Here is a 14,774-nt window from a genome sequence, read left to right as displayed (position 1 = left end):
CCTCGTTCAGAGTTTGCGCAGGGACAGCCGCTGCACCTTGTGGTCCGGGCCCTTGCGGAGGACCAGGGTGGCGCGGCCGCGGGTGGGCGCGACGTTCTCCAGGAGGTTGAGCCGGTTGACGGTGCGCCAGGTGGTGCGCGCGTAGTCGAGGGCTTCCTCCTCGGAGACCTGGGTGTAGGTACGGAAGTACGACGACGGGTCCTGGAAGGCGGTCTCGCGCAGCGCGCGGAACCGGTTCAGGTACCAGCTCTCGATGTCCTCGGCCCGCGCGTCGACGTACACGCTGAAGTCGAAGAAGTCGGCGAGCCCGACCCGCGTACGGCCGTCCTGGCCGGGCAGCGCGGGCTGGAGGACGTTCAGCCCCTCGACGATGAGGATGTCGGGCCGCCGTACGACCAGCTTCTCGCCGGGCACGATGTCGTACTTCAGATGCGAGTAGACGGGCGCGGTGACCTCGTCCTTGCCGGCCTTGATGTCGGCGACGAAGCGGGTCAGCGCCCGGCGGTCGTACGACTCCGGGAAGCCCTTCCGCGACATCAGCCCGCGCGCCTCCAGTTCCCTCATCGGCAGCAGGAACCCGTCGGTGGTCACGCGCTGCACGCTCGGGTGCTCGGGCCAGCGGGCGAGCAGCGCCTGGAGCAGCCGCGCGACGGTCGACTTGCCGACGGCCACACTTCCCGCGACCCCTATGACGAAGGGGGTGCCGCGCTGGGCGCCGTGCCCGTTGCCGGCGTGGCCGAGGAACGTGTTGAGCGCGCCCCGCAGTTGGCCGGTGGCCTGCACGTACAGGTTGAGCAGCCGGGAGAGCGGCAGATAGACGTCCCGCACCTCGTCCAGGTCGATGACGTCCCCGAGCCCGCGCAGCCGCTCGACCTCGTCGGCGGTGAGCGGCAGCGGCGTCTTGTCCCGCAGCGCGCTCCACTCGGCCCGGCTGAGATCGACGAAGGGCGTCGGCCCGTGCTCGGCGCGTCGGGGGGTGGCCGGGGGATGCGGGGGCGGTGTGATCACGTCCGCCATTGTCGGGGGTGGGGGGGTGGTTGTGGGGGGTGGGGTGGGTCACGTGGGGCGGGGGTGATGGACCTGGGGGCCGGGGGCGCGCCCCTGCGGTGATTCCCACCGTGGGAGCGCCCCCGTCCCGGTGGGGTCAGGCCGGCGACCTGACGCGGTCCCAGGCCCCGTCGGCCCCGACCGTCACCGGAATGCCCGCGGATGTCCCGCCGCCGCTCCGGAAGCGCAGCTCACCGGGTGCCGTCGTCCACAGGTCGGCGATGCCGTCGCCGTCCGTGTCGCCGGGCGCCGCGATCAGCGGGTGGGCGGCCGGGGTGAAACCGGTGCCGTACGCGATCCGCCGCGTGTCGTCGGCCAGCGAGAGCGGGTCGGTGCCGCCGTCGGCGGCCGTACTGCCCCGGTACAGCCAGAGCGTGCCGTCGCTGGTGTCACGGGCCGGCAGGTCGGTCCGACCGTCGCTGTCCAGATCGCCCGGAGAGACGATCGTGCGGTCCGACCACCCGTCGGCGGAGATCAGTTGGGCGGCGTCGAGGTAGCCGTAACCCATGTTGGGCAAGTACCAGAGCACGTCGTCGACGACGGCGAGGAGGTCCGGCGTGCTCAGGCCGGGGCTCGGCCGGAGATCACCCAGGGAGATCACCTGGTCGATCGTCGCCGGATCGATCCCGCCCTCCCCGGGTGCGTAGAACTGGTGGATCTCCTGCTCGCCGTTCCGCTCGAGCCGCCCCAGGCCGTCGGTCGGGTGGTACCGGAGCTTGCCGTCCGCCCGGCGGCTCACCAGGTCGTCGTAGGAGTCCCCGTTCCAGTCGCCACGACGGGTGAGCAGCGCGCCGTCCCAGCCCTCGGCGACGGTGACGGGGACGCCCACGGCCCCGTCGGGCCCGGAGCCCCGGTGGAACCGGACCGTGCCCGTGTCGTCGACCGTGTAGAGGTCGGAGTAGCCGTCACCGGTGGTGTCACCGGGACTGTCGGGCAGGCCGGGATCCGCGGCATGGAAGAGATAGCGGAAGGTGACGGATCTGTTGCCGGCCCGGTCGGTGGCGTACACGTACAGCGTGTGCGGACCCATGCGGCCGGGAGTGAATTCCACGGTGACGGAGTTGCCGGCCGGCGGGACGTCGACCCGGGCCGACGGCTCCGAGGAGCCGAACTCGTAGGTGTACGAGACGATGTCCTCCCCTCCGCCGGGGGAGAAGGTGAAGCGACCCGTGGTCCGGGCGGGCGCTCCCTCCTGCCCGTTGTGACCGCTCGGGAACTCGGCCGACACCACCTGCGGTGGCAAGGGGTTGGCGGACCGGGAGGCGCGCGGCGCTTCCGGCGTGACTGCGGGAGCGGCATGCGCGGGGGCGGCGGCCAGGAGGCAGGCGAGAGCGGCTGCGGCGGCGGACAGCCGGAGACGTCCGCGATGCGGAGCACCGGCTCTGCTGACGATGGGCATGATGTGTCCTTCTGTCAGGAGGAGGCGTCCGAACGGGGAGCGGAGGTGGCGGATGGACCGTCAGTTTTTGTCCGGTCATGGCTTTTTGATGGAAGAAAACTGATCGAGTCATTACACAACCTTCACTCGTGCGGGCGCGCCTGCTTTTTGTGTCACGCGGCTCCACGAAGTGGCGTCGCAGTGGACGTCGGCGCGCACGCCGACGTGGGCATCTGTGGGTGGAGGCGTGGCAGTGGATCGTCGGAGTTCAGGCGACCGAGGTGTCCCGCTCGGGGGACGCCGCGTTCGGCCGCGCCGCGCCCTCGGGCGGGGGGCTTTTGAGCAGGGCGGCAGCGACGACGAAAGCCGTCAGGGTGAATCCAGCCGCCGCCAGGAAGGCCGCCTGGTAGCCGCCGAGCAGAGATTCCGCCTCGGTTCCTCCTGCGGCGGTGAGGGTGTTCGTACGGGTGCTGACGATGGCGCTCAGTACGGTCAGGCCGATCGCGCCGCCGATCTGCTGCGTCGTGTTGAACAGGCCGGAGGCGATGCCTGAATCGGCCGGCGTCACGGCCGTCATGCCGAGCCCCATGGCGGCGGGCGCCGCCAGACCGACGCCCAGGCCCATGACGAGGCTGGCCGGCAGGAAGTCCACGAGGTAGACGCCGTCGACGCGGGCGAACGACAGCGTGAGGAACGACCCGGTGATGAGGGCGAGTCCCAGGAGAAGCGTCGCGCGTCGGCCGATCCCGGTGATGAGCCGGGTCGAGAGACCGAGGGACACCGCCGCGATCACCACGGCGACGGGGACGAATCCGAGTCCGGCCTCCAACGAGTCGTATGCCAGCACTCGTTGGAGGTAGAGCGTGCCGAAGAACAGCAGGCCGAACATGCCGGCGATCATCAGGAACTGGACGAGGTTGGCCGCGCCCACGCTTCGCGAGCGGAAGAACCTCAGCGGCAGCAGGGGGTTGGCGGCCGTGGCCTGGCGGACGACGAACCCGGTGAGCAGCAGAAGCGCCAGGGTGCCGAGCAGCAGGGTCCGGGTCGTCCCCCAGCCGATCCGCCCGGCGTCCACGACGGCGTACACCAGGAGCGTCATACCGGCCGTGACCAACAGGGCTCCCAGGAAGTCGGTGCCCTTGCCGATCCCCTCGCCGCGATCCCGGGGGAGTGCCCGCGCGCCGACCAGGGCGAGGACAGCACCGATCGGGGCGTTGATGAAGAAGATCCAGTGCCAGCTCAGCAGATCGGTGAGGACGCCGCCGAGCAGCGGTCCGACCGTCCCGCCGCCCGCGGACGCGAAGCTGTAGGCGGCGATGGCCTGGGCCTGGCGGCGGCGCTCGGAGAACACGGTCGCCACCATGCCGAGGACGCAGGCGGAGGCGACCGCCCCGCCGATCCCTTGCAGGAAGCGGGACGCGATCAGCGCGGTGTCGCTGGTCGCGACACCGCACAGCGCTGACGAGGCGCTGAAGAGCACGATTCCGGTGAGGAAAACGGATTTCCGCCCGATCAGGTCACCGAGCCGTCCGGCCAGCAGCAGGAGCCCGCCGAAGGGGATCACGTAGGCGTTCACCACCCAGATGAGATTCTCGGAGGAGAATCCGAGATCGCGCTGGACCGCGGGCAGCGCCACGTTCACGATGTTCTGGTCGAGGACGATCATCATCTGGCCGACGCAGAGCAGACCGACAGTCAGCCAGGGCGATCTGTCCGCCCGTGTGGTGGGCGCCCGCGTGATGGGCGTGGGTGTGCTGGGTGTGGGCAGGGGCATGGGTCGGCCTCCCTTTGGGGAACTATTTGTTACAGCGGTCATCTTCTGTAACCGTGTACGCCCGGGGAAGGAGGCACTTTTATGTCACGCAGTCACACGGATGTGACCGACCAGGTCACGGCCGAGGCGTGTCCGCTCGTCGAGGTGATCGATCACGTGGCGGGCAAGTGGAGCATCAGCATCCTGGTCGCGGCGGCACGCGGCCCGGTCCGGTTCACCGAGCTGGAACGGTCCGTCGAAGGCATCAGCCGCCGGATGCTCACCCTGAACCTGCGCAGACTTGAGCGCGACGGTCTGCTGACGCGGACGGTTCATCCCACCGTGCCGCCGAAGGTCGAATACGGCCTCACCTCCATGGCGCGCGAGCTGCACTCCTCCCTGGTCGGCCTCGTGGAGTGGGCGGACCGGCATCGCGGCACCATCGCGGAGGCGCGGGCCGCGTACGACTCGGGGTCGGCGGCCTCGGGAGCGGCGGAGACACCGCCGTCGGGGGCGTCGGCGGGCCGGTGAGACAGCTCCGGGCCGGCGCGGAGGTCCCGGCGATGACCGCGCGGAGGTCCCGGCGATGACCGTACGAAGGTACTGGCGATGGCCGCGTGAAGTGACCGCGCCGGGTGACCGCATGGAGTAGTGCGATACCGCCGTCCTCCCAGGTCGGCGCCGATCGGACGGTGTCGTACGCGAGCGCTCCCCGGACCGCGTGACCGCCCGCCGTAGGCTGCCGCGCATGTGTGGAATCGTGGGATATGTCGGCGGGCAGCCGGCGCTCGACGTGGTCATCGCCGGTCTCAAGCGGCTCGAATACCGGGGGTACGACTCCGCCGGAGTCGCCGTCCTCGCCGGGACCGGCACCGGGACCGGCATCCGGCTCGCCTCGTCCAAGAAGGCCGGCAAACTCGCCAACCTGGAGAAAGCCCTGGTGGAACGGCCGCTGCCGGGCGGCTTCACCGCCATCGGCCACACCCGGTGGGCCACCCACGGCGGCCCCACCGACGCCAACGCCCACCCCCACGCCGACAACGCCGACCGTGTCGCCGTCGTCCACAACGGCATCATCGAGAACTTCGCCGCCCTGCGCGCCGAACTGTCCGGCCGGGGCCACACCCTCGCCTCCGAGACCGACACCGAGGTCGTGGCGCATCTGCTCGCCGAGGCGTTCGCGGAGTGCGGCGGGCTCGCCGAGTCGATGCGGCGGGTGTGCGGGCGGCTGGAGGGCGCGTTCACGCTGGTCGCCGTGCACGCGGACGAGCCGGACGTCGTCGTCGGCGCCCGCCGCAACTCGCCGCTCGTGGTGGGTGTCGGCGACGGCGAGTCCTTCCTCGCCTCCGACGTCGCCGCCTTCATCGACCACACCCGCTCCGCCCTCGAACTGGGCCAGGACCAGGTCGTCGAGCTGCGCCGGGACGGCGTAAGGGTGACGGACTTCGACGGCGCGGACGCCGACGTACGCGCCTACCACATCGACTGGGACGCCTCCGCCGCCGAGAAGGGCGGCTACGACTACTTCATGCTCAAGGAGATCGCCGAGCAGCCGAAGGCCGTCGCCGACACCCTCCTCGGGCGCGTCAACGCCGAGGGCTTCCTGACCCTGGACGAGGTACGCATCCCCTCCCGTGTCCTGCGCGCTGCCGACAAGGTCGTCATCGTCGCGTGCGGGACCGCCTTCCACGCCGGGCTGATCGCGAAGTACGCCATCGAGCACTGGACCCGCATCCCGTGCGAGGTGGAGCTGGCGAGCGAGTTCCGTTACCGGGACCCGATCCTCGACACCCGTACCCTCGTCGTCGCGATCTCCCAGTCCGGCGAGACGATGGACACGCTGATGGCGCTGCGGCACGCGCGCGACCAGGGCGCCACCGTCCTCGCCATCTGCAACACCAACGGCTCGACCATCCCGAGGGAGTCGGACGCCGTCCTCTACACGCACGCGGGCCCGGAGGTCGCGGTCGCGTCCACGAAGGCGTTCCTGACGCAGCTCGTCGCCTGCTACCTGGTCGCGCTGTATCTGGGGCAGCAGCGCGGCACGAAGTACGGGGACGAGATCCGGGCCGTCATCCGCGAACTGTCGCGGATCTCGCACGAGGTCGAGCGGGTGCTGGAGACGATGGAGCCGGTACGGGAGCTGGCCCGCTCCCTCGCCGACAAGCGGACGGTGCTCTTCCTGGGGCGGCACGTCGGCTACCCCGTGGCGCTTGAGGGCGCGCTGAAGCTGAAGGAACTGGCGTACATGCACGCCGAGGGTTTCGCCGCCGGTGAGCTGAAGCACGGGCCGATCGCGCTGATCGAGGAGGACGTGCCGGTGGTGGTCGTCGTACCGTCGCCGCGTGGGCGTTCGGTGCTGCACGACAAGATCGTGTCGAACATCCAGGAGATCCGGGCGCGGGGAGCGCGGACGATCGTGATCGCGGAGGAGGGGGACGAGGCCGTGGTGCCGTACGCGGACCATCTCATCCGGGTCCCGGTGACGCCGACGCTCCTTCAGCCGCTGGTCGCGACGGTGCCGTTGCAGGTCTTCGCCTGCGAACTGGCGACGGCGCGCGGCAACGAGGTGGACCAGCCGAGGAATCTGGCGAAGTCCGTGACGGTGGAGTGATCCGCGGCGCGGACCGTGACGGTGGAGTGATCGGTTCGACGGTGAAGTGATCCGGCGAGCCGGCGGAGTGAGAGGCGGGACAAGGCAGTGATCATCGGGGTGGGGATCGACGTGGCGGAGATCGAGCGCTTCGCGGCGGCGCTGGAGCGTACGCCCGCCATGGCCGAACGGCTGTTCTCGGAACGGGAGTTGCTGCTGCCGGGCGGCGAGCGGCGCGGGATCGCTTCGCTGGCCGCCCGGTTCGCGGCCAAGGAGGCGCTGGCCAAGGCGCTGGGCGCGCCGGGCGGACTGCACTGGACGGACGCCGAGGTGTACGTCGAGGAGACCGGGCAGCCACGGCTGCGGGTACGGGGCACGGTCGCGGCGCGCGCGGCGGAACTGGGCGTACGGTCCTGGCACGTGTCACTCAGCCACGACGCGGGAATCGCGTCGGCGGTGGTGATCGCGGAGGGCTGAGCCGGTGCCCCGTCGCGGGGCCGTGGTGCTGATCGCGGAGGGGTGGGCCGTGCTTCCGTGAGGCTGATCGTGGAGGGGTGACGCCCGGAGTTCTGCGGCAGACTCGTGGGCATGCGTACCGCTTACAGCGTGGAGACGGTAAGGACCGCCGAGGCCGAGCTGATGGACCGGCTTCCCGACGGCGTACTGATGGAGCGCGCGGCGGCCGGGCTCGCCGCCGCGTGCGCGGACCTGCTGCGGCGCCGGGGGCGGGTGTACGGCGCGCGCGTCGTGCTCCTCGTCGGCAGCGGCGACAACGGCGGCGACGCGCTGTACGCCGGCGCGCGGCTGGCCCGGCGCGGCGCCGGGGTCTCGGCGGTGCTGCTGACGCCCGCGCGGGCGCACGCGGGCGGGCTCGCGGCGCTGCGCGCGGCGGGCGGGCGGGTCGTGGACGACCCGTCACCGGCACTGGCCGCCGCCGACCTCGTCATGGACGGCATCACCGGCATCGGCGGGCGCGGCGGGCTGCGGCCCGACGCGGTGCCGGTGGCGCGGGCGGCCCGGCGCTCGGGCGCGCTGGTGGTCGCCGTCGACCTGCCGAGCGGGGTCGAGGCGGGCAGCGGCCAGGTGGTGGGGGAGGCGCTGCGGGCGGACGCGACGGTGACGTTCGGCGCGTACAAGCCGGGCCATCTCATCGACCCGGCGCGGGAGTTCACGGGCGCCGTCCGGCTCGTCGACATCGGACTGGACGCGGTCCTGCCGCCGGTGCCGGAACTGGAAGCCCTGCAACACGCGGACCTGGCACGGCTGTTGCCGGTGCCGACGGGCGAGAGCGACAAGTACCGGCGCGGGGTCGTGGGAATCGTGGCCGGTTCGGCGCGCTATCCGGGGGCGGCGGTGCTCGCGGTGGCGGGCGCGCTGCACGGCGGTGCTGGAGCGGTGCGGTACGTGGGCCCCGCCGGGGACGCGGTGATCGCCCGCTTCCCCGAGACCCTGGTCCACACGGGCCCGCCGGCGAAGGCGGGGCGCGTCCAGGCGTGGGTGGTCGGCCCCGGCCTCGGCGACGAGCCGGGCGTCGCGGACGCGCTGGCCTCCGACGTACCGGTGCTGATCGACGCGGACGGCCTGCGCGGCCTGGACGCCGGGGCCGTACGCGCCCGTACGGCCCCGACGCTGCTCACCCCGCACGCGGGGGAGGCGGCGGCACTGCTGGGGGTGCCGCGCGAGGAGGTCGAGTCGGCCCGGCTGGCTTCGGTACGGGAACTGGCCGCCCGCTACGGCGCGACCGTTCTGCTCAAGGGCTCCACCACCCTGGTGGCCTCCCCGGACACCGCCGTCCCGGTCCGCGTCAACCCGACGGGCACACCCTGGCTGGCGACAGCGGGCAGCGGCGACGTGCTGTCGGGCCTGACGGGTTCGCTGCTGGCGGCGGGACTGGACGCCCGCGACGCGGGCTCGGCGGGCGCCTACCTCCACGGCCTGGCGGCCCGCCTCGCGGCCCGGGGCGCCCCGGTGAGCGCGGAGGACGTGGGGGCGGCGCTGCGGGGGGCGTGGCGGGACGTGGTGGCGGGGGAGTGAGGGACGGGAAGCGATGCGGCGCGGGGAAGTGAGGGACCGGAGGCGCGTCGCCGGGAGTCGGGTCGGGGGAGGTGCGTCGCGGGCGCGCCCGGTGCCGGGAGCCAGCCGGCCACGGTGACCTGCCAGGAGTCAGGTCGCCATGGCGATGTCCTGCGGGAAGAGTTGGAGGACTTCGTGCCGGAGGAGCCCGACGCCGTCCTCGGAGCCGTACGCGGCGAACGTCCCGGACAGGTCGCGGATCTGCCGCACACAGCGCGACGCGCCGATACGGGTGGCGAGGCCGAGTGAACGGCGTGCCAGGTCCGCGGCCTGCTGCACCTCGCCCCGGGCCAGCAGGCTCTCGGCCTCGTACGCGAGGAAGACCGCCTTCGTCTTGTCCCGGGTATCGGGAAGTAGCCCGACGCCCTCGGTGATGTGGTCGTGCGCGCGGCGTGGCCGGCCGAGGTCGATCAGGCATCTGCCGGTGTCCACGGCGAGGTCGGCGTGGCTCATCCACGCACACCACCCGGGCGCGGGCTCGGCCGTCGAGTGGAGAAGCTTCTCGGAGCGGGCGAGCGCGCGGTAGCAGTCGCGGGCCTCGCCGAGCATCGCGTGTGCGCGCGCCTTGCGCAGGAGAAGCAGCGAACGGGCCGTGGGGCTGACGGTGCGTGAGAGCGCGTGGCCGAGGCAGTCGACGGCGGCACGGGGCCGGCCGAGCCAGATGCTCTGATACGCGAGGTCGGCGAGGGCCCCGGCGCCCAGGTCGGTGTTCCCGGCCTCGTGGGCGGAGTGCACGGCCGCGTGCCAGTGGCGATGGGCGGCGGCGTGCCGCTCGTGGTCGAACCGGTGCCAGGCGACGGTCTGGGCGAGGGCGGAGGCCAGGGTGTGCAGACGGACACCGAGGGCGCGGGGGTGGCCGCCGCGCTCCAGCAGGCCGACGACGGTCTCCAGATGCCCGTCCAGGAGCGGGCCGGCGTGCTGCCGGAGCGCGGTCGGCATACCGGTGAGGGCTCGGGCCGATTCCTCCAGCCGGTCGACGAACGCGGGGTCCACCGCGCGTCCACCGGTGGCGCCGGCCGCCCATGCCGGTTCGACCGTGGCCCACTGGAGGGCGAGGGACCCGACGGCGGCCGGAGCGAGGGCCAGAAAGGTACGGCGGTCGACACCCATCAGCAGGGCCTTTCTCAGAACGACGACGGCGAGCCCGGCCCCGAGGGCGACGGGAATCTCGTGACCGGGTAACCAGTGGGGCCAGCCCAGAGCGGTGATCTGTTCCCGGGGCACGTCGAAGACATCACCCAGCAGCGCCTGCGAGAACGCGTCCGGCACGACCCGCCTCTCCCACACGGACACCCGCTGCCTCGACGTCCCGGCCCGCAGCCCCCGCCGCCGGGCGGCGTCTCTCATCTGCCGGGCGAGCTCGCTCTGGGACCAGCCGCGCAGCTGCCGCGCGTACGCGAGAGGGTGCCGGATGAGGTCGTCCACGCTCTTATGAAAGCAGGGGCCGCCCGCCCCGGCGGCCGATCGGGGGACCGGGATGACAGGGGGATGACACCGGAACGGTGGTGCGGGGGAGGCGGGTTGCCTTGTAATCGGGATCCGGGCCACCGATCCCGTGCGTGGGGCCGGGGCCCGGACAGGACATGAGCGTCACCGACACATCGAGGGGACAACGCATGGCGACGCACGCACTCCAGGCTCCGTGGGCGATGCGGCTGATCACCGACCGGCTTCCGGTCGGCCTGCCGTCGTACGCGACGGTGACGCTCGATCCGGTCACACAGACGGCCCGCTACACCGACACCGCCGGGCAGGTGATCGAGATGGGCAAGCACGGCACGTCCAGGACGACCGGCACCGTGTCGATGTCCGGCGGCGGCGACGGGCAGGGTCCGCAGTCGCAGACACAGGACGACCACACCACCGACTACCAGTCGGACTGACCGATGGCTCCGACCGTCCTGGTCGTCACCGCGCTGGAGGACGTCACGGCGGACTGGGTCGTCGCCGCGCTGAACGAGCGTGGCGCGCCCGTCGCGCGCCTCGATCCCGCCGACATCGGGCCCGCCCTGACCTTCGGATTCCGCATTGGCGCGGGCGGCCCGGCGTGGGGCGGCCGACTGCGTACGACGAGCCGTGAGGTGGAACTGGACGAGGTGACGGCGGTCTACCACCGCCGCCCCACCCCGTACGCCGTCCCGTTCACGCACCTGCCCTGGCAGCAGCGGGAGTTCGCGACGGCGGAGGCCCGGCACGGGCTCGGCGGTGTCCTGAACCATCTGCGCGGTGCGATCTACGTCAACCACCCTTCGGCGGTCGCCCGCGCGGACTTCAAGCCCGCTCAGCTCCGGCGCTTCGCCGAGCTGGGCCTGGCGATCCCGCCGACCCTCGTCACCAACGACATCGAGGCGGCGCGGGCGTTCGCAGTCGACCACGAGCACGTCATCTGCAAGACGTTCCGTGGCCTGCCCGGCGGCGAGGACGGGCACACCGGGGCGATCTGGGCTCAGCGCGTCGATCCGGAATCGTTCGATGACGCGCTCACGGTGACCGCGCACCTCTTCCAGGCGGAAGTCCCCAAAACGGGTGACGCGCGGGTGACCGTCGTCGGCCGCCGGGTGTTCGCCCACCGGGTCACCGCCCCGGACGGCGTCCTGGACTGGCGCAGGGGCGACTGGGATGAACTGATCCAAGCCCCGGTCACCGTCCCGCCCTCGATCGAGGCCGCTCTGCACAGCTACCTGGCATCGTTCGGACTGGTCTTCGGCTGTTTCGACTTCGCCCTGACCGGTGACGGCAGCGACCCGGCGCACTGGACGGCGATCGAGTGCAACCCGAACGGCCAGTGGGGCTGGCTCCCGGACGCGCCGGCCATCGTCGCCGCGTTCGCCGACATCCTGAGTTCGCGTACCGAAGGAGGCGGCAGACCGTGACGGAAGACCTGCGGCTGCGGGAGACGATGGTGAAGGCCCTCGCCCGGGAGGGCGTTCTCGCCGACCCGGGCTGGCGGCGGGCCGTGGAAGCCGTGCCCCGGCACCTGTTCGTGCCGGGCTGCTATCTGCCCGGGGCCGGACGGGACGGGAACGGGCTGACGGTGTGGGAGCCGGTGACCGCCGCCCTCGACCGGGGCCGGTGGCTGGCCGCCGCGTACGCCGACACCACGCTCGTCACGCAGTTCGACGGCGACGAACCCGACTGGGCGCGGCCCGCCGTCCGCCACGGGGGCGTGCCGACGTCCTCGTCCACGCTGCCGTCCCTGGTGGTACGGATGTGGACGGACGCCGGGATCGCCGAGGGGCACACGGTGCTGGAGATCGGCACCGGGACCGGCTACTCGACCGCGCTCGCGTGCGAACGGCTCGGTTCCGCCGGGGTGACCAGCATCGAGGTGGACCCGCGCCGTCTGGAGACGGCCGCGAACGCGCTGTACGGCTCCGGCTACACCCCGACCCTGGCGGTGGCCGACGGGCTGTACGGGTACCGGCCCCAGGCGCCGTACGACCGGATCGTCGCCGCCTGCTCCTTCCGCGCCGTGCCCCGCCCCCTCCTCGCGCAGGTCCGGCCGGGCGGGAAGATCCTGCTCACCCTGTCGGGCTGGCTCCACGGCTACGCCCGCGTCCTGCTCACGGCCCGCGGGGACGGCACCGCCGAGGGCCAACTGCTGGGCGGCACGGTGTCCTTCATGCCGGCCCGCACCCACGCGGCCCCCGCGTTCGGCAACCCCGCCCACTGGGCCGCGTCGCTCCCCGATACGGCCCGCCCCGCGCGGCACGGCCCCCAACGGATCGACGCCCCGACCGAAGAGGCGTTCCACCTGCGCTTCCTCGCCCAATGCGCCGTGCCCGACGCCCAGACGACCACCGTCGGCGAGGTCGTGCACCTGATCGACGCCGTCTCCGGCTCCACCGCCACCCTCACCCCCGTCGACGGCACCTGGCAGGTCCGCGAGGCCGGCCCGCTGCACCTGTGGCAACGCGTCGAAGACGTCCTGGACGCGTACGACACGGCCGACCGGCCGGGCCCGGAGTCGTTCACCCTGCACGTGTCCGACGAGGGACAGCGCCTGCGCCATCCGGGAATGCGGGGTCTGGCGCTGCCGCGGTGCTGATCGAGTACTCCGGTCTGATGGCGTATTGGGGCCCGACCCCTCACGACTTCGAATCGCGTATTCTCCGCCAGAAGGGTTAACTGCGAAAATCTAGGTCGAACCCTTTTCTTCAGCCTGATTATCACCGTCTGACGCCGTTACGTAAGAAGCTTGGGTAACGGGCACTTGATTTGAGGGAGGTATGAAACAGGGCCCATTTCGGGGCTGAACCAACCCTCATCTGCCAAGGCAGTCTCAATAATTGGGCAGTCTAGGAGGTGCTGTGGGGTAGTCGTCTGGTTCAGAGCCTGCGGGCGTTGATCAGGAGCGTCGTCGGTACGGCTGGCTTGGCGGGATTGTGGAGTTCCCAGCTTTGGCTGAGGCGAAATCCCGATCGGGCAAGCACAGTTGACCACTTCGAGAGGTCCAGCTCCCAGCGGGGCAATGCCCTGCGGGTGCCGTCAGGGAAGGTGAGGAAAGTGGTCTGCGGCAAATCGGAGGCCCGCCTGTGTGCTGATCGGGCGGGGTGTGGCACGGAGAAGACCAACGGCCGGTGGCGGTTCAGACGTGCGTGAATGGCGGGCAGGAGAATAGCGGGGTCGATCAGACCTACAGCGCCGAACACCGAGTAGACCGCGTCGTAGACGTCGGTTCCGTACCGGAGGAAGCGCATCGCCTCACAGGTGAACAGGGTGAGGCGCGAGATGTGCTCGTAGTAGCTCCGGGCTCGGCGAATCTGGAGGTCGATCATGTCGACGGCGGTGACATGGGCGCCCGCCTGATCAGCGAGGTACGCGGCGTTGTGACCGGCTCCGCAGCCGAGTTCGAGTACGGTCCTGCGACACAGGTCCCGGCCGAACGCGTCGTTCCCCGGACCTGTCCACCGGTGAGTTCCCCACTCGAAGCGAGCGGGCGGAGAGTGCGGGCCGTCATCTTTGTGGGGCGTCTGGGCGGCATAAGCCTGCCAGGGAGAGGTCAGCGTGATCATTGGTGGCTCCGGGGACGGCGACGCGTCGTCAAGAGGTGCGGGTTCTGTGAGGCGGAGATGGGTCCGCCCGGGGTGCGATTCCTCGGGCGGACCCACAGCGCTGGAGGGGCAGGAATTCGGTTACGGGACTACCGCTGAGTCCCGCGCGAGGATCAGCCGGCTGTGATCCGGTGGCTGTAAACCTGGGCCAGCCAGCTGCTCTTGAACGCCGTCAGGTCGTCGCGGAAGATCGACATCGACGCGCCGTAGGGGGCAACGACGCCACCCGACTGGTCGGGCACCGATTGGCAGCCGTGAACGAGACGGCCGCCCAATGCGGCATGAGCTTTGATCGACTCGATGCGGCGGTGCTCGTTGAACCAGGCGCCGTGGTACACCTCGTCGAGCATGGCGGCTACTTCGTCCTCCAGTCCGAAGACGACCGACGTTGCCGCGGGAAAGAACCAGCACGGTCCCACGTTGGAGATGTGTCCGTCGATTTCGACCTTGTTGAGAGCCATGAGCGTCGCGGCTTCGCGGAGCATCCGCAGATGATCGGCTGTGATGCCGGGAAGGCCGAGGCCGGTGAGGTGTTCCTCGCGGAACAGGTAGCTGTAGACCTCGTGGGCCGTTGAGAGCACACGTGCCGCATCCCGAGTCTGGACGGCATGGCGCTTGATGAATTCCAGCGCCTTCTGCTCGACCGAGCTTTCGGTGGTCTCCTCCACCGGGACGAGTTCCGACTTCACCAGCTCCCAGTCGGCGACGAGCCAGCTGTCCGAATCGAACCGGAAGAAGTACTCCGCGGGATTGATGGTGATCCGGCGTCCGTCGACACAGATGCCTGGGAGTCGATTCCACCCCCGGTCGAAGTCGACCGGAAGTTCCACAAAGATGGTGCCGTCAGCGACGGCCATGGTTTCTGTGATGGTCATT

At 71.3% G+C, this 14,774-nt stretch carries 13 protein-coding genes; 7 read left to right on the top strand and 6 right to left on the bottom strand.

The genetic code is table 11. From position 1 onward, the window contains the following. Positions 1 to 6: 6 nt before the first annotated feature. The 3 genes from coaA to OG875_RS11415 form a co-directional block, all read right to left on the bottom strand. Positions 7 to 1,017, bottom strand: a complete 1,011-nt coding sequence (gene coaA / locus OG875_RS11425; protein WP_330174121.1) for a type I pantothenate kinase — start codon at positions 1,015 to 1,017, stop codon at positions 7 to 9. Positions 1,018 to 1,144: 127 nt separating this feature from the next. Beyond that, entirely contained in the window at positions 1,145 to 2,446 is a 1,302-nt protein-coding gene (locus OG875_RS11420) for a hypothetical protein (protein WP_330174120.1), read from the bottom strand. A 247-nt stretch (positions 2,447 to 2,693) separates the two neighbouring features. Next, the gene (locus OG875_RS11415; protein WP_330174119.1) at positions 2,694 to 4,199 is read right to left on the bottom strand and encodes an MFS transporter; all 1,506 of its coding nucleotides are present in this window, start codon (positions 4,197 to 4,199) and stop codon (positions 2,694 to 2,696) included. A gap of 81 nt (positions 4,200 to 4,280) precedes the next feature. Between OG875_RS11415 and OG875_RS11410 the strand changes: the two genes are divergently transcribed. The 4 genes from OG875_RS11410 (at position 4,281) to OG875_RS11395 (ending at position 8,805) form a co-directional block, all read left to right on the top strand. Further along, on the top strand, positions 4,281 to 4,709 hold the full coding sequence (locus OG875_RS11410) for a winged helix-turn-helix transcriptional regulator (protein ID WP_330174118.1): 429 nt from the start codon (positions 4,281 to 4,283) through the stop codon (positions 4,707 to 4,709). Between the two features lie 217 nt (positions 4,710 to 4,926). Further along, positions 4,927 to 6,792, top strand: coding sequence for a glutamine--fructose-6-phosphate transaminase (isomerizing) (gene glmS / locus OG875_RS11405; RefSeq protein WP_330174117.1), 1,866 nt, complete (start codon positions 4,927 to 4,929; stop codon positions 6,790 to 6,792). An 87-nt stretch (positions 6,793 to 6,879) separates the two neighbouring features. Continuing rightward, a complete protein-coding gene (locus OG875_RS11400) occupies positions 6,880 to 7,248 on the top strand; it encodes a holo-ACP synthase (protein WP_330174116.1) in 369 nt (122 codons plus the stop codon). 111 nt (positions 7,249 to 7,359) lie between these two features. Continuing rightward, positions 7,360 to 8,805, top strand: coding sequence for an NAD(P)H-hydrate dehydratase (locus tag OG875_RS11395; protein ID WP_330174115.1), 1,446 nt, complete (start codon positions 7,360 to 7,362; stop codon positions 8,803 to 8,805). Between the two features lie 129 nt (positions 8,806 to 8,934). Here the strand turns inward: OG875_RS11395 and OG875_RS11390 are convergent, their stop codons facing one another. After that, positions 8,935 to 10,269 carry a helix-turn-helix transcriptional regulator gene (locus OG875_RS11390; RefSeq protein WP_330174114.1) on the bottom strand — a complete coding sequence of 445 codons (1,335 nt, stop codon included), beginning with the start codon at positions 10,267 to 10,269 and terminating at the stop codon, positions 8,935 to 8,937. Between the two features lie 224 nt (positions 10,270 to 10,493). Here OG875_RS11390 and OG875_RS11385 point away from each other — a divergent pair, with 224 nt between their 5' ends. From OG875_RS11385 to tgmC, 3 genes are read left to right on the top strand one after another with little or no spacing between them, the layout of a single operon-like run. After that, positions 10,494 to 10,727 (top strand): putative ATP-grasp-modified RiPP, encoded by a 234-nt coding sequence (locus OG875_RS11385; protein WP_443079255.1) that lies wholly within the window; start codon positions 10,494 to 10,496, stop codon positions 10,725 to 10,727. 3 nt (positions 10,728 to 10,730) lie between these two features. Continuing rightward, complete coding sequence (gene tgmB, locus OG875_RS11380) at positions 10,731 to 11,717, top strand: ATP-grasp ribosomal peptide maturase (protein ID WP_330174112.1); 987 nt, start codon at positions 10,731 to 10,733, stop codon at positions 11,715 to 11,717. A gap of 26 nt (positions 11,718 to 11,743) precedes the next feature. Further along, positions 11,744 to 12,892: an ATP-grasp peptide maturase system methyltransferase gene (gene tgmC / locus OG875_RS11375; RefSeq protein WP_330177706.1), complete on the top strand. Its 1,149-nt coding sequence runs from the start codon at positions 11,744 to 11,746 to the stop codon at positions 12,890 to 12,892. Positions 12,893 to 13,172: 280 nt separating this feature from the next. On the opposite strand, the gene OG875_RS11370 is transcribed toward tgmC, so the two are convergent. Together OG875_RS11370 and OG875_RS11365 are read right to left on the bottom strand one after the other, a co-directional pair. After that, the gene (locus OG875_RS11370; protein ID WP_330174111.1) at positions 13,173 to 13,859 is read right to left on the bottom strand and encodes a class I SAM-dependent methyltransferase; all 687 of its coding nucleotides are present in this window, start codon (positions 13,857 to 13,859) and stop codon (positions 13,173 to 13,175) included. Positions 13,860 to 14,011: 152 nt separating this feature from the next. Beyond that, complete coding sequence (locus tag OG875_RS11365) at positions 14,012 to 14,773, bottom strand: hypothetical protein (protein WP_330174110.1); 762 nt, start codon at positions 14,771 to 14,773, stop codon at positions 14,012 to 14,014. Position 14,774 lies beyond the last annotated feature (1 nt).

It is taken from the genome of Streptomyces sp. NBC_01498, assembly GCF_036327775.1.
In the GTDB taxonomy this organism is placed as follows: domain Bacteria; phylum Actinomycetota; class Actinomycetes; order Streptomycetales; family Streptomycetaceae; genus Streptomyces.
This window is presented reverse-complemented; position numbering and strand designations above follow the sequence as displayed.

Coding starts and splice junctions, on each gene's coding strand:
- coaA (WP_330174121.1), bottom strand. CDS start 1,017: ATGGCGGACGTGATCACACCGCCCCCGCATCCCCCGGCCACCCCCCGA.
- OG875_RS11420 (WP_330174120.1), bottom strand. CDS start 2,446: ATGCCCATCGTCAGCAGAGCCGGTGCTCCGCATCGCGGACGTCTCCGG.
- OG875_RS11415 (WP_330174119.1), bottom strand. CDS start 4,199: ATGCCCCTGCCCACACCCAGCACACCCACGCCCATCACGCGGGCGCCC.
- OG875_RS11410 (WP_330174118.1), top strand. CDS start 4,281: ATGTCACGCAGTCACACGGATGTGACCGACCAGGTCACGGCCGAGGCG.
- glmS (WP_330174117.1), top strand. CDS start 4,927: ATGTGTGGAATCGTGGGATATGTCGGCGGGCAGCCGGCGCTCGACGTG.
- OG875_RS11395 (WP_330174115.1), top strand. CDS start 7,360: ATGCGTACCGCTTACAGCGTGGAGACGGTAAGGACCGCCGAGGCCGAG.
- OG875_RS11385 (WP_443079255.1), top strand. CDS start 10,494: ATGCGGCTGATCACCGACCGGCTTCCGGTCGGCCTGCCGTCGTACGCG.
- tgmB (WP_330174112.1), top strand. CDS start 10,731: ATGGCTCCGACCGTCCTGGTCGTCACCGCGCTGGAGGACGTCACGGCG.
- tgmC (WP_330177706.1), top strand. CDS start 11,744: ATGGTGAAGGCCCTCGCCCGGGAGGGCGTTCTCGCCGACCCGGGCTGG.
- OG875_RS11370 (WP_330174111.1), bottom strand. CDS start 13,859: ATGATCACGCTGACCTCTCCCTGGCAGGCTTATGCCGCCCAGACGCCC.
- OG875_RS11365 (WP_330174110.1), bottom strand. CDS start 14,773: ATGACCATCACAGAAACCATGGCCGTCGCTGACGGCACCATCTTTGTG.